General features: G+C 31.1%; 13 protein-coding genes. 8 read left to right on the forward strand and 5 right to left on the reverse strand.

What is annotated here, in order from left to right; all coding sequences use genetic code 11:
- Positions 1–73: 73 nt before the first annotated feature.
- The 4 genes from ACIQZ1_RS08445 to ACIQZ1_RS08460 all read left to right on the forward strand — a co-directional run bounded on the left by ACIQZ1_RS08445 (position 74) and on the right by ACIQZ1_RS08460 (position 6,720).
- Entirely contained in the window at positions 74–2,863 is a 2,790-nt protein-coding gene (locus tag ACIQZ1_RS08445) for an aminopeptidase (protein WP_396160532.1), read from the forward strand.
- 202 nt (positions 2,864–3,065) lie between these two features.
- Positions 3,066–5,468 carry a thiamine pyrophosphate-dependent enzyme gene (locus ACIQZ1_RS08450; protein ID WP_396160533.1) on the forward strand — a complete coding sequence of 801 codons (2,403 nt, stop codon included), beginning with the start codon at positions 3,066–3,068 and terminating at the stop codon, positions 5,466–5,468.
- A gap of 107 nt (positions 5,469–5,575) precedes the next feature.
- Positions 5,576–6,415 carry a 50S ribosomal protein L11 methyltransferase gene (gene prmA / locus ACIQZ1_RS08455; protein WP_396160534.1) on the forward strand — a complete coding sequence of 280 codons (840 nt, stop codon included), beginning with the start codon at positions 5,576–5,578 and terminating at the stop codon, positions 6,413–6,415.
- Positions 6,416–6,444: 29 nt separating this feature from the next.
- Positions 6,445–6,720 (forward strand): ATP-dependent Clp protease adaptor ClpS, encoded by a 276-nt coding sequence (locus ACIQZ1_RS08460; protein ID WP_396160535.1) that lies wholly within the window; start codon positions 6,445–6,447, stop codon positions 6,718–6,720.
- A 30-nt stretch (positions 6,721–6,750) separates the two neighbouring features.
- On the opposite strand, the gene ACIQZ1_RS08465 is transcribed toward ACIQZ1_RS08460, so the two are convergent.
- The 3 genes from ACIQZ1_RS08465 to ACIQZ1_RS08475 form a co-directional block, all read right to left on the reverse strand.
- Entirely contained in the window at positions 6,751–7,020 is a 270-nt protein-coding gene (locus tag ACIQZ1_RS08465; RefSeq protein WP_396160536.1) for a heavy-metal-associated domain-containing protein, read from the reverse strand.
- Between the two features lie 74 nt (positions 7,021–7,094).
- The gene (locus ACIQZ1_RS08470) at positions 7,095–7,508 is read right to left on the reverse strand and encodes a DUF6691 family protein (RefSeq protein WP_396160537.1); all 414 of its coding nucleotides are present in this window, start codon (positions 7,506–7,508) and stop codon (positions 7,095–7,097) included.
- Entirely contained in the window at positions 7,508–8,074 is a 567-nt protein-coding gene (locus ACIQZ1_RS08475) for a YeeE/YedE family protein (protein ID WP_396160538.1), read from the reverse strand. Before ACIQZ1_RS08475 ends, ACIQZ1_RS08470 begins: the two co-directional genes overlap by 1 nt.
- Before the next feature lie 150 nt (positions 8,075–8,224).
- Between ACIQZ1_RS08475 and ACIQZ1_RS08480 the strand changes: the two genes are divergently transcribed.
- Genes ACIQZ1_RS08480 through ACIQZ1_RS08495 form a run of 4 tightly spaced genes read left to right on the forward strand, consistent with a single transcriptional unit; the run spans position 8,225 to position 10,910 of the window.
- On the forward strand, positions 8,225–8,704 hold the full coding sequence (locus ACIQZ1_RS08480; protein WP_396160539.1) for a DUF4199 domain-containing protein: 480 nt from the start codon (positions 8,225–8,227) through the stop codon (positions 8,702–8,704).
- Positions 8,705–8,706: 2 nt separating this feature from the next.
- Positions 8,707–9,174: a 2-dehydro-3-deoxyphosphooctonate aldolase gene (locus ACIQZ1_RS08485; RefSeq protein ID WP_396160540.1), complete on the forward strand. Its 468-nt coding sequence runs from the start codon at positions 8,707–8,709 to the stop codon at positions 9,172–9,174.
- 41 nt (positions 9,175–9,215) lie between these two features.
- Positions 9,216–10,034, forward strand: a complete 819-nt coding sequence (gene kdsA, locus ACIQZ1_RS08490) for a 3-deoxy-8-phosphooctulonate synthase (RefSeq protein WP_396160541.1) — start codon at positions 9,216–9,218, stop codon at positions 10,032–10,034.
- A 24-nt stretch (positions 10,035–10,058) separates the two neighbouring features.
- Positions 10,059–10,910: a hypothetical protein gene (locus ACIQZ1_RS08495; protein WP_396160542.1), complete on the forward strand. Its 852-nt coding sequence runs from the start codon at positions 10,059–10,061 to the stop codon at positions 10,908–10,910.
- Between the two features lie 73 nt (positions 10,911–10,983).
- Here ACIQZ1_RS08495 and ACIQZ1_RS08500 read toward each other — a convergent pair whose 3' ends face one another.
- Positions 10,984–12,420, reverse strand: coding sequence for a sugar MFS transporter (locus ACIQZ1_RS08500; RefSeq protein WP_396160543.1), 1,437 nt, complete (start codon positions 12,418–12,420; stop codon positions 10,984–10,986).
- 183 nt (positions 12,421–12,603) lie between these two features.
- Positions 12,604–13,809, reverse strand: coding sequence for an NAD(P)-dependent oxidoreductase (locus ACIQZ1_RS08505; RefSeq protein WP_396160544.1), 1,206 nt, complete (start codon positions 13,807–13,809; stop codon positions 12,604–12,606).
- Positions 13,810–13,923: the final 114 nt, after the last annotated feature.

Here is a 13,923-nt window from a genome sequence, read left to right on the forward strand (position 1 = left end):
TTAGTCATAATTAACTTGTTTTCTTATGATTATTTCCTTTTTTTTAGTAATATTGACTACTTTAAAGATAAAGATGACAAAAATTAAAATCGTATTGTTTATTCTATTTGCGCTACAATCGTACTCCCAAAATGAGATTACGATTGAATCGAAACTCCTTGAAAACGGAAAGAAAATTGCTGTTTTTGAAGAAATTACGATTAAAAATACATCAAATACTGCGCTTACCGAAATTGTCTTAAACGATTGGAATCATGCTTTTTCAAGTAAAAGTTCTGCATTAGCTAAAAAGTTTTCGGATGAATTCAATAGAAGTTATCACCTTTCCAGTAATAAAGAACGTGGAGGAACCAATATAATTGAAATTACTGATGCAAATAAAAAGTCGTTATTGTATTTCAGAAAGCCAAATCAAATTGATATTGTTATTATTCCGCTCGAAAAACCATTGTTAACAGGAGAATACACAACAATTAAAATAAATTATGAAATAACATTGCCCAATTCTAAATTTACAAAATTTGGATATACTGAAAGCAAACTGTATTTAAGAAATTGTTTTTTAACGCTTTCTAGTTTTCATTCCGAACATCAAAGCGAAGAAAATAGTGATGATTTAACTACAGAAATCATTTCATATAATATTAAATTTCAACACGATAACTTTTTTATAAATTCTGATTTAGAAGTTGAAAAAACATCTGATACTACTTCGAAACTAACTGGAAGTTCTCGTACCAATTTTGCAATTGTATTAGAAAAGAAAAACAGCTACGAAACCATTAAGAATAAAGGAATAACGATTATAAGCAATCTAAAATCTGTTGATTTAACTACATACCAAAGAAATCAAATAATTGAAAAAATTTCAAATTATGTTACAGAAAATTTAGGTAAATCAGAACAAAACAAAATAATGGTTTCGCAAGAAGACTATGATCGAGAAGCGTTTTATGGCTTAAATGAATTACCTTCTTTCATATCACCGTTCAATGATGATTTTGTATTTGAATTGAAATTCTTAAAAACCTATTTAAATAATTATTTAATGGCGAATTTGAAAATTAATTTCAGAAAAGACCATTGGATTTTAGAAGGCATTCAGCATTATTACCTTAAAAAATACATCGACGAAATGTATCCCGAAACTAAAGCTTTTGGAAAATTAGCTCGATTTAAAATACTAAAAAAGTACAAGATAATTTCTATGAATTTTACAGAACAATTCATTTATAATTATCTATTAATGGCTCGAAAAAATATTGATCAACCTGTCGGAACAGATAAAAATACCCAAATAAAATTCAATGAAAGAATAGCAGGAAAATTCAAATCCGGGCTTTCGCTTCATTATTTGAATGCTTATTTAGGAGAAAGTTATGTAGAAAATTCAATTAAACAATATATAGAACTAAATAAATTTAAATACACTGATAATCAAAATTTTAAATCAATTTTAGAAAACAATTCTAAACAAGATTTAAATTGGTTTTTTAAGGAATTAATTTATTCCAGAAATAAAATTGACTACAAAATTATTCACACCAAAAAAGTAAATGATTCTATAGAAGTAGTGATAAAAAACGTAGGTGATGCTAAAGTGCCAATTTCTATTTCAGGATATCATAAAAATAATTTAGTCAGTAAAAATTGGATAGAAAATCATTCAGATATTTTTAAATTTTCAATAAAAAATGACAGTATCACCAAGTTAATTTTAAACGATACATATGAAATTCCAGAATTAAACAGCAATAACAATTCATACAAATTAAAAAACCGGTTTTTAGGAAACAGAAAAATACGATTTACCTTTTTTAAAGACATTGAAAATCCAAAATACAACCAAGTGTTTTTTGTACCTACTACCGAATTTAACTTGTATGATGGCTTATTATTGGGAATGAAATTCAATAACAAATCGATAATTGACAAGCCTTTTATTTACGACATTACGCCGAATTATTCCTCTAAAACACAAACACTAGCAGGAAGTGCGGGATTTAGTTTTAACGACATTAACCGAAACAGCAATCATTTTAGCACCCGATACGCTATTTCAGGAACTCGTTTACATTATGCTCCTGATGCTTTTTACACTAAAATTACACCAAGTGTAAATTTCAGATTTAGACATCCAAATTTCAGAAAAAACGAAGGCGAAGGATTTTTGATACGACACGTGTATGTAAACCGAGAAAAATCAACTATAGTTTCAACTAAAAATTCAGAAAACTATTCTGTATTTAATTTAAGATATGGATATGCTAACAGCGAGTTAATAGAACAATTTTCTTACGGAACCGATTTTCAACTTTCAAATCGTTTTGGAAAAATATCAGGACAAATTCAATATCGTAAACTTTTTGAAAATAACAGATTTATCAATTTAAGAGCCTTTGCTGGTTTTTTCTCTCATAACGATACCTCTAACGATTTTTTTAGCTTTGGAATTGATAGACCTTCCGACTATTTATTTGATTATGCCTTAATTGGACGTAGTGAAAGTACGGGTTTATTTAGTCGTCAATTTGTAAATGCTGAAGGTGCATTTAAATCAAAATTTGCGACTCGTTTTGCCAACCAATATATTCTATCTGCAAATGCTAGTTTCACGATTTGGGATTGGATAGAAATGTATGGCGATGTTGGAACATTTAAAAACGAAGGATACAAACCGCAATATATTTACGATAGTGGGCTTCGTTTAAATTTAGTTCAAGATTATTTCGAATTGTATTTACCTGTGTATTCCTCTAATGGATTTGAACTTAACGATAAAAATTATGGTGAAAGAATTCGATTCATCATTACTTTGAGCCCAAAAACATTAACCTCTTTATTTACAAGAAGATGGTTTTAAATTTATTTGATTTTCATGCATAATCTGGCTTATTACATTGTAATAATTATGCATTATTCGTAAATAATACTTAATATATTGAAATAAAAATACGTTTTTTACAACCAAACATCAATATTTCTATTCATTATTCATAAAAATAACACGCACGTAGTTCCATTTCGTTTTTTTGTTTAAATTTGTAACATAGCAATGTATTATTATGAGCAAAACTAAAACTGCCGACGTATTATCTTTTGAAGATTTCAAAAAAGAAGTTTTACATGATTTCAAAATCGCAACTGTTAGTCGTGAATGTAGTCTTTTGGGACGAAAAGAAGTACTAACAGGAAAAGCTAAGTTTGGTATCTTTGGAGATGGTAAAGAAGTGCCACAATTGGCCTTAGCCAAAGCCTTCCAAAATGGTGATTTTCGTTCAGGATATTACCGTGACCAAACGTTTATGATGGCTATTGGTGAATTATCAATTGTTCAGTTTTTTGCAGGATTATATGGGCATGCCGATATTAATTTTGATCCAATGAGTGCCGGAAGACAAATGGGTGGACATTTTGCTACACATTCTTTAGACGAAAACGGAAATTGGAAAAATTTAACCCAACAAAAAAATTCAAGTGCTGACATCTCACCTACTGCTGGGCAAATGCCTCGTTTATTAGGTTTGGCACAAGCATCAAAAATATATAGAAATGTAACTGAAATTCCTGCAGAAAATAATTTTTCAATACAAGGAAACGAAGTGGCTTGGGGAACAATTGGAAATGCTTCTACTTCAGAGGGTTTGTTTTTTGAAACCATAAATGCTGCTGGAGTTTTACAAGTGCCAATGGTAATGAGTGTTTGGGATGACGAATACGGAATTTCTGTTCATGCCAAGTATCAAACTACAAAAGAAAATATATCCGAAATATTAAAAGGATTACAACGTGATGACGCAAACAACGGGTACGAAATTTTCCGTGTGAAAGGTTGGGATTATCCAGCGTTAGTTGACACGTATCAAAAAGCCTCTGAAATTGCTAGAACTGAGCACGTTCCTGTTTTAATTCACGTAAACGAATTGACACAACCGCAAGGCCATTCTACTTCAGGTTCACACGAGCGATACAAAAATGCGGATCGTTTGGCTTGGGAAGCAGAATTTGATTGTGTGGCGCAAATGAAAAAGTGGATGATTGCTAACAATTTAGCTACAGCCGAAGAAATAGAAGAAATAGAATCAGCATCAAAAAAAGAAGTTTTAGAGGGCAAAAAAGAAGCTTGGGCAAATTATTTATCTGCTATAAAAGAAGATCAAGCGGCTACAGTTGCCATTTTAAATCAAGTCGCACAAAACTCTGAAAATAAAGTTTTTATTGAAAAATACGCAAATGATATCGCTGCGATAAAAGAACCAATTAGAAAAGATTTATTAGTAGTGGCTAGAAAAGTATTAAGGATGCTTTCTGGTTCAGATAGAGCTATTTTAGCCACTTGGATTTCTAATTTCATAGCAAGAATTCAACCAAAATACAGTTCGCATTTACATTCAGAATCTAATCAAAATAGTGCTTCAACAATTGAAGTAAAACCAATTTATGATGAAACTGCCGAAGAAGTAGATGCGCGTTTGGTGTTAAGAGATAACTTCGATAAAATTTTCGCAACCTATCCCGAAACTTTGGTTTTTGGTGAAGATGCAGGAAATATTGGTGATGTAAATCAAGGTTTGGAAGGCATGCAAGAAAAATACGGAGAAATGCGTGTTTCAGATGCAGGAATTCGTGAAGCGACTATTTTAGGTCAAGGTATTGGAATGGCGATGCGAGGTTTACGTCCGATTGCTGAAATTCAGTATTTAGATTATTTGTTATATGCCATTCAAATTATGAGTGACGATTTAGCTACTTTACAATACAGAACGCATGGTCGTCAGAAAGCACCTTTAATTATTAGAACACGCGGACACCGTTTAGAAGGTATTTGGCATTCAGGTTCTCCAATGGGAATGATTATTAACGCCATTCGTGGAATTCACGTATTAGTTCCTAGAAATATGACCAAAGCAGCCGGATTTTATAATACCTTATTAAAAACAGATGAACCTGCTTTAGTGATTGAATGTTTAAATGGCTATCGTTTAAAGGAGAAAATGCCAACCAACTTAGGAGAATTTCAAACGCCAATTGGTGTGGTAGAAACCATCAAAGAAGGAAAAGATATTACGCTAGTTTCTTACGGTTCTACTTTAAGAATTGTAGAACAAGCGGCAAAAGAATTATTAGAAAACGGAATTGATGCTGAAATTATTGATATTCAAAGTTTATTACCTTTTGATATTTCGCACGACATAGTAAAATCAGTAGCGAAAACCAATCGTTTATTGGTGATTGACGAAGACGTTCCTGGTGGTGCAAGTGCATTCATTTTACAAGAAATTATTGAAAATCAAAACGCATACAAACATTTAGATAGCGCACCACAAACCTTAACCGCTAAGGCACACCGCCCAAGTTATGGAACCGATGGTGATTATTTTTCTAAACCAAGTGCCGAAGACATTTTTGAAAAAGTGTACGACATGATGCATGAAGCAAATCCGAGCAAGTTTCCAAAATTATATTAATTAAATTAAAAAAAATCTTCTATTCCCTTACATTCCTTATATGGTAAAATATAAACATATATGAAATATAAGGAATATAAGAAAATCTAAGTTTTAAATTAACCCAAATGGCAAACACCTACATCGCATACCATTTTACAATTGAACCCACAGAATTGGGTTCGCAAATATTAATTGCACAATTAGAAGAAACCGCTTTTGAAAGTTTTGAAGAAACCGAAGAAGGTGTTTCGGCTTATGTGCAAAAAGACGTTTGGGCTGAAAATATTTTAAACGATATTGAAATTCTTTCGAATGAAAATTTCAAAATTTCTTATACAACTAACGAAATTGAACCCGTAAATTGGAACGAAGAATGGGAAAAGAACTTCTCTCCTATTGATGTGGACGGAATTTGTCACGTTCGTGCACCGTTTCATCCGGCAACTAATGCCAAATATGAAATCGTAATTGAGCCAAAAATGAGTTTTGGAACAGGTCATCACGAAACTACTCATATGATGATTCAACATCTATTAGAGTTAGACGTTACCAACAAAAAAACCATTGATATGGGTTGCGGAACAGCCATTTTAGCCATTTTAGCTGAAATGAAAGGAGCACATCCAATTGATGCTGTGGATATTGACAATTGGTGTTACTTAAACTCAATTGAAAATGCGGAACGCAACAATTGCAAACACATTTCAGTATATGAAGGCGATGCCTCTTGGTTAAATGACGGTCAGAAATACGATGTGTTTATTGCCAACATCAACAGAAACATTTTATTAAATGATATGGCGACATATGTAAACTGTATGAATGACAATTCAGTTTTATTATTAAGCGGCTTTTATACAGAAGATTTCGAAGCAATTAACGCATGTTGTGAAAAATTAGGCCTGACTTTTGAATCGAAAAAAGAAAGAAACAATTGGTTAGGTTTGAAATATAGTAAAAATTAGTAATTTTACATTATAATAAATTATTAGTTATGAGCACATTAACAGAAACATTAGAAGAAGTATTAGTTGAAGAAGCCATTGGTGTTAACAACGAAATTGTTTTATATAACGATGATGTAAATACTTTTGATCACGTTATTGAATCACTTGTTAAAATTTGCGACCATACTTGGGAACAAGCAGAACAATGCGCTATTTTAGTACATTACAAAGGACAATGTACCGTAAAAACTGGAGAATTACCAAAACTAAAGCCACAATGTGCTTCCTTGCAAGATGCGGGTTTAAGTGCTGTAATCATATAAAAAAAATCGACCAATGGTCGATTTTTTGTTTTAAGAAGTTATTTTTCCAAAAGCACAACTTACATACGATTTGGCTTTTGAAGTTAAAGTATTGGCTTCTCCATCTTCGGGATAACCAATATCGGCTAACGTATTCTTTACGACATCTAAAGTGTGAGCTTCTGAATATTCAAAAGTAACGGAATTATCTTCCACTTCTATACTAACTTCGGAGACATCATCTAAAGAATTTAATTTTTTTGAAATTGTATTGGCACAACCGCCACATTTCAAATTTTGTATTTGAACTTTTGTTTTCATTTCTAATGATTTAGAATATAAATTTACGGAAATTTTAAAGATAAATAAGTGATAAATATCACTTTAACAAAAAATTAATGAGGTAATTTATTTTTAAAAATCCCATAAATATAGGTTCCTAATAGTGCGCCTAATAAGACAATACAAATTGATAAAACTCCATTTCCAATTAAAATAAAAATAGGTCCCGGACAGCATCCTACTAATCCCCAACCTAAACCAAACATGGTACCACCAATAATATATCTGGAATACGAAAAATCTTTATCTTGAATTTTTATTTCTGCGCCTTTAAAACCTTGAATTTCTTTCTTTTTAATAAGATAAATTCCAGTTACACCAACAAAAATTGCTGTGCCAATAATACCATACATATGAAAACTTTGAAACATAAACATTTCATATATTCTGTACCAAGAAACCGCTTCTGCTTTAGTTAAAACAATTCCGAAAACAATACCAACTATAAAAAACTTAACTAATTTCATTACGAACCAAAAATTAAAGGAATTAAAAAATGTGCCGAAATTAATCCGCCCAGAAAAAAGCCAATTACTGCAATTAAAGAAGGTATTTGCAAATTACTTAACCCAGATATTGCGTGTCCTGATGTACAACCGCCTGCGTAAGGCGTACCAAAACCAATTAAAAAGCCGCCAAATAGCAAAACAAAAAATCCTTTTAAAGAGAATGCATTTTCGAAACTAAATAGAGCGTCAGGACCTAATTTACCATTAGGCGCATCAATGTTCAATTGTTGCAAACTGGTAATTGTTTTTGGATTTATTTGAAGTACACTTGTAGCGTCCATTAAAAAATAGGAAGCAATAAAACCACCCAAAATTGCTCCTAAAGCTATGGATAAGTTCCATTTTTGTTCCTTCCAATCAAAATCAAAATATTCAATTTTATTTTTAGCAAATGTCATGCTACAAATGTTTCTTAAGTTAGAAGACATGCCGAACGTTTTACCAAAATAGGTTAAAACCAACATAATAAGTCCGATTAAAAAACCAGAAATAGCCCAGTGCCAAGTACCTTGAATTACTTCCATAATTTGTGAAATAGTATTTAATGAATTACTATATTTGCTTTCGATTTCATGTATGACTATTTTATTCAAAAAAGTATACAACTGAAATATTTTTAGAAACAGCCATTTGCTGTTGCAGATTTTTAAAAACCGTTTTCAAAGATACAAAAAATGAATAAATTTAAAATAGAATTTAAATGGGCAATATACTACACTTTTTTAGGAATTATGTGGTTTCAGTTAGAAAAATATTTAGGGTTTCATGATACAAACATTGCCTATCATCCTATATTTACAAATTTAGTATTTATTTTAATATTCGGAATTTACATTCTTTTTTTATTAGATAAGAAAAAAAACTTTTTCAATGGCATAATGTCATGGCAACAAGGGTTACTTTCTGGTGTGATTTTAGCTATTTTCGCTATGATTTTAACTCCATTTGCACTGTATTTTTCGTTAAAGTATGTAAATCCTGATTTTTTTACAAACATGATTAACTATTCCGTATCTAAAGGGATGAAATTAGAAAATGCACAAGCTATGTTTGACCTAACCGCATATATGATTTTTGCAACTTTTGGAACATTATCTTTTGGTATCATATTTGCTGCATTAGCAGCATTACTTGTAAAAACAAAAAATAAATAATCATGAGAAAATTAAGCCTCCTTAGTATCCTACTTGCGCTTTGCATGTCATGTGTAAGTACAAAAAACACCATTCAAAATATTGATGATACAGCTGAGTTACCTAAAATTATTGAAGGACAATTTGAATTAGCAGAAACAGCTAACGATATGCAATACGGATACAGTGAGTTTTATCCTATAAATTTAGGTTTTTCAACATATGAAAACAGTAACAACCAAAATGTAAATCGTTTTTTCAATAGTTTTACTGGTGCAAACGGCGAAAAAGTAACTTACCAACTTTTAGAAACGTGTTGCCCTTTTCCAACCAAACGAAATAAAATGGGTGCTGGAACTTTAGTGTTATATGAAATATATTTGGACGGAAAATCTTCAAATAAAAAAATATACGTGAATACATTTGAAAAAGGTAAAATAATGTGTCCAAAAGGCTTTTCAATTAAAAAAACTGCTTCTTCTGGCAACTAAATCCTTAACTTTATTATCTTTGCACTTTAAAATTCTACAACATGAACTTAAATCATATCCCACAAATTAAACATACAAATAGCGGTAATTTTTTCGTTTTAGCAGGACCTTGCGCCATTGAAGGTGAAGAAATGGCTTTACGAATTGCTGAAAAATTAGTTGCAATTACAGATAATTTACAAATTCCATTTGTTTTCAAAGGAAGTTTCAAAAAAGCAAATCGTTCAAGAATTGATAGTTTTTCTGGAATTGGAGATGAAAAAGCACTTAAAATACTTGAAAAAGTTTCAAAAGAATTTGGAGTTCCAACTGTAACTGATATTCATACCAACGAAGATGCTGCAATGGCGGCTGCTTATGTTGATGTCTTGCAAATTCCAGCATTTTTAGTTCGTCAAACGGATTTAGTTGTAGCTGCTGCTAAAACAGGTAAAACAGTAAATTTAAAAAAAGGACAATTTATGAGTCCGGAAAGCATGAAACACGCGGCTCAAAAAGTAAAAGATTGTGGTAACGATAATTTTATGATTACCGATAGAGGTACCATGTTCGGTTATCAAGATATGATTGTAGATTTTAGAGGGATTCCAACTATGAAAGAATTCGGAACTACTGTATTAGATGTAACGCATTCTTTACAACAGCCGAATCAAACTAGCGGTGTAACTGGAGGTCGACCAGACATGATTGAAACCATTGCCAAAGCAGGAATTGTTACAGGTGTAGATGGGATTTTTATTGAAACCCATTTTGATCCAGCAAATGCTAAAAGTGATGGTGCAAACATGTTGCATTTAGACTATTTTGAAGGTTTGATGACGAAGTTAGTTGCTATAAGACAAACAATAAATAAATTTTAATTCATACTAGTACCGAATCACCAAATGAAAAAAATTAGTTCACTTGTTATTGTTTTATTTTCGATAACAAGTTTAGCTCAAAATGAAAACCAAGTAGATTTACCAATCCAAAAAGAAAAATACACCACACACAATAAAGGAAAATTCTTTTTTTACTGGGGAGGAAATAGAGCCTACTACTCTACTTCTGATATTCGATTTACAGGTGCCGATTACGATTTTACATTAAATAACGTAACTGCACAAGACAAACCAAAAGGATATCATGTAGATTATATAAATCCATCTAGAATGACGATTCCCCAAACCAATTTTAGAATGGGTTATTTTTTTAATGACCATTATAATATTTCTATAGGATGGGATCATATGAAATATGTAATGTATCAAGATAAAGTAGTTAGTTACAATGGGAATTATTCAAACGAAGGTACCTTTGGTGAAAGTTTACCAGGTAATGAAGTGTTACTTACCGAGAAATTTTTAACATTTGAACATACCGATGGATTAAATTACATCCATCCAGAAATAACTCGTGTGGATGACATTTCAAAATGGCTAAAATTACCAAATACAGATAAATTTCAAATAAATTTATCAGAAGGATTTGGGGCAGGAATATTATTACCTAAAACCAATACAAAATTATTTGCCAAAGAAAGACATGATGAATTTCACTTATCCGGATTTGGTGTTTCTGCGAAAGCAGGATTAACCTTTACGTTTTACAAACATTTTTTCATTCAAACCGAATTGAAAACGGGTTATATTGAAATGAACGACATTCGTACCACATTTGATGTAGCAGACAAAGCGCAACAAAAATTTTGGTTTATACAAAGTATGATTGCCTTTGGTGGTATATTTAAAATCTAGATTGAAAAATACTATTAAAAAAGTCCGTCAGAATATTTCTGACGGACTTTTTTTATGTTAAGAATAAAGGTTTTTAATGACCTCCTGATATTTTTTTATCGAAATTAATTCCTTGATTTTTTAATATTCCACTAACTTTCCAAGCATAAAATGCTAAATAGGCAAAGCAAATAACCCCAACGATATAACTAGTTTGAATGGTTGTTTCGTCTGCAACATATCCTTGTAGCAAACTTACAAATCCACCACCCATAATCATCATAATTAAAAAACTACTACCTTGACTTGTATGTTTTCCAAGTCCGCTAACGGCTAAAGTAAAAATACATGGCCATAACGTACTACAAAACAATCCTACACTAGTAAAAGCATATACACTAACCATTCCATCGGTTGTCATTCCAACTAATAAAGCAACTATTCCTAAAGCAGAAAAAATCAAAAGCATTCGTGCTGGATTTCCTTTACTAGCCATATCGGCTGCAATTAAAACTAAGATAATTAAAGCATATACATAAAATGGAGTTAAATCATGTTTAGCAATAGCATTTACAAATAAAAACACCCCAAAAGCTAAATAAGGAGCAATAAAACGTAATATTTTTTGTAAACTCATTTTGTCTGTAAAGGCTTCAACTGCTCCAGTCCATCTTCCAATCATTAAACTTGCCCAATACAATGAAATATAAGGGGCTATATCTTGAGTCAAGAAGTTTAAATTTTTTTCCATGTAAGCTGGTAAATTACTGGCTGTAGAAACTTCTACACCAACATAAACAAAAATAGCAATCATCCCTAAAACCAATTGCGGATATTTTAATGCAGAACTTCTTACTGTTGCTGCTTCAGATTCAGACTCAACAATAGCTTGTGGTTTATCCGGTAAAGATGAAAATTTTAAAAATACCGCTACAAGTAAAAAAGCAGCTCCTAAAATTAAATATGGAATTTTAACACTTTCGATACTCATATTAGTATCCGAAGAAGCAGAAGATCCAAAAATGGCAAAACTTACAATAAGTGGACCAATCGTTGTTCCTAAATTATTAATTCCTCCTGCTAAAGTTAATCTTTGAGATCCTGTGGTTATAGGACCTAGAGCAATTGCTAAAGGATTTGCAACCGTTTGTTGTAATGAAAAACCTAGTGCAACAGTAAATAATCCAGATAACATTAAAGGAAACGAACCTGTATTTGCAGCAGGGTAAAATAATAAAGTACCAATTGCTGAAATTAATAAACCTAATGCTAACGAATTTTTATACCCTATTCTATTAATTAAATCGCCTTTAGTAAGGTAAGAAATAAGTAAATATAACAAAGAACCTACTGTGTAAGCAATATAAAAGGCTAATGATACTAATTGACTTTGCAATTGAGTTAAATCGAAGGTTTTTTTAAATACGGGTATTAAAATATCATTACTAGCAGCAACAAATCCCCAAAAGAAAAATACGGTTACTAGAGGAATAAATTGCGCCCAATTTGTTTGTTTATTTTCTGAGTTCATAGTAGTAGTTTATTATATTAATAGTTTTTAATTAGTTAATTGCTAAATAACAAAATATTATGGCATTAAATTATAAAAACAGAAAATAATTTTTAACGAAAACGTTATAGTGGTGTTTTTGTATAGTTTCTATAAAATTTGAAAGGAAAAGATAATTGATGAAACGATAAAAGTAGATGTAAACTAGTTTTTATTATCTAGATAATCTTGCAAATAAGTAAATCGAGGAGTTAGTTTCCTGTTTTCAGTAATTTTTGCTCTACTTAAAACACCTGAAGCATCTTCATCAAAAAAAGCTGGAATAACATGTTCTAAAAACATTTGACCGAAACCTTCACTGGCATCTTTTGGTAATTCACAAGGCAAATTATCTACTGCCATTACTACAATTGCACTTGGATGAAACATATCTACTTCTTTATGTTCACTAGGCAAATAGCCATAACATGGATTTTCAATAGTACTAGCTCTCAACGTACAAGCAATAGGTCCTGCGATATCACAAGAAATATCAGCAACCACTTTAATTTTACAATTTGGAGCAGCTAACATGTCCTGTGTTAAAATTTCTGGAGCACCATTACCATAAAAATGTCCTGCCATAAAAATATCTGAAACTTTTGTAAAACGCTCAAAATTTGAGATAAAATGTTCAGGATTTGAATAAAATTCAGCTTTATCAAAAACAACATTTTCTTTATGCATATTATAATCCTGAACATCAATCATTGTATATACAGGATAAGTATACGTTTTTGATAAATAGTCTGATAAAGAAACTTCTTTGATTTTCATGCCATCTAACATTTCCTTGGCACCAAATGCCACTTTGCCTTTTCCTGTTAGTGCAATTTTTATTGGTGGTAAAAAAGGTTTTTTAAGTTGAGAAATTAAAGCGTCTTGATTGGCTAATGTTTCTGCTTTCGGTAATGAAAAAAGCTCGAATTTTAATCCGAATGCTCTGATTCCGTTGTACGCACCAACAATTCCGGCGTATCTTCCAAAACCAATTAATCGAGTGTTTTTTTCATTGACAACTGTTTCGTGGTCATATAACTCGATGTTTTTATCTATACACGCTTGCAATAACTTTCTATTATAAGTTTGTTTTTTAATTGTATGAGAAAAGAAAAAATATTTTTTATTTGGTATTAATGCTTCAACAGGAACTTCCTTTACACCAAGCAACATATCACAATCATCCATATTTTCTGAAACTTCAAATCCATTTTCTATATATTCGGCATCCGTAAATACTCTTATATCCGAAGATTCTATTTTAAAGTCAGCATTTGGAAACTGTTTTTTTACAAGTAAAAGTTCTGAAGGTGAGAACACTACTCTTCTATCTGGTGGTGATTTTCTTTCTTTAATAATTCCGAATTTCATTTTACTTAGGTTTATGGCTTTTTTTATGTTTTTAACACAATTTACTTGTATTACTTTACAAATATAACATTTTTGATTTTGAGTATAAAACTTTTCTGCTTGAAAAATTTATTG

Source organism: Flavobacterium sp. (assembly GCF_044341185.1).
GTDB lineage: Bacteria > Bacteroidota > Bacteroidia > Flavobacteriales > Flavobacteriaceae > Flavobacterium.

Bases quoted from the DNA above. Each gene is read 5' to 3' on its own strand.
- ACIQZ1_RS08480 (WP_396160539.1), top strand. From the start codon at position 8,225: ATGAATAAATTTAAAATAGAATTTAAATGGGCAATATACTACACTTTT.
- ACIQZ1_RS08470 (WP_396160537.1), bottom strand. From the start codon at position 7,508: ATGAAATTAGTTAAGTTTTTTATAGTTGGTATTGTTTTCGGAATTGTT.
- ACIQZ1_RS08450 (WP_396160533.1), top strand. From the start codon at position 3,066: ATGAGCAAAACTAAAACTGCCGACGTATTATCTTTTGAAGATTTCAAA.
- ACIQZ1_RS08505 (WP_396160544.1), bottom strand. From the start codon at position 13,809: ATGAAATTCGGAATTATTAAAGAAAGAAAATCACCACCAGATAGAAGA.
- ACIQZ1_RS08485 (WP_396160540.1), top strand. From the start codon at position 8,707: ATGAGAAAATTAAGCCTCCTTAGTATCCTACTTGCGCTTTGCATGTCA.
- ACIQZ1_RS08465 (WP_396160536.1), bottom strand. From the start codon at position 7,020: ATGAAAACAAAAGTTCAAATACAAAATTTGAAATGTGGCGGTTGTGCC.
- ACIQZ1_RS08495 (WP_396160542.1), top strand. From the start codon at position 10,059: ATGAAAAAAATTAGTTCACTTGTTATTGTTTTATTTTCGATAACAAGT.
- kdsA (WP_396160541.1), top strand. From the start codon at position 9,216: ATGAACTTAAATCATATCCCACAAATTAAACATACAAATAGCGGTAAT.
- ACIQZ1_RS08500 (WP_396160543.1), bottom strand. From the start codon at position 12,420: ATGAACTCAGAAAATAAACAAACAAATTGGGCGCAATTTATTCCTCTA.
- ACIQZ1_RS08475 (WP_396160538.1), bottom strand. From the start codon at position 8,074: ATGGAAGTAATTCAAGGTACTTGGCACTGGGCTATTTCTGGTTTTTTA.
- ACIQZ1_RS08460 (WP_396160535.1), top strand. From the start codon at position 6,445: ATGAGCACATTAACAGAAACATTAGAAGAAGTATTAGTTGAAGAAGCC.
- ACIQZ1_RS08445 (WP_396160532.1), top strand. From the start codon at position 74: ATGACAAAAATTAAAATCGTATTGTTTATTCTATTTGCGCTACAATCG.
- prmA (WP_396160534.1), top strand. From the start codon at position 5,576: ATGGCAAACACCTACATCGCATACCATTTTACAATTGAACCCACAGAA.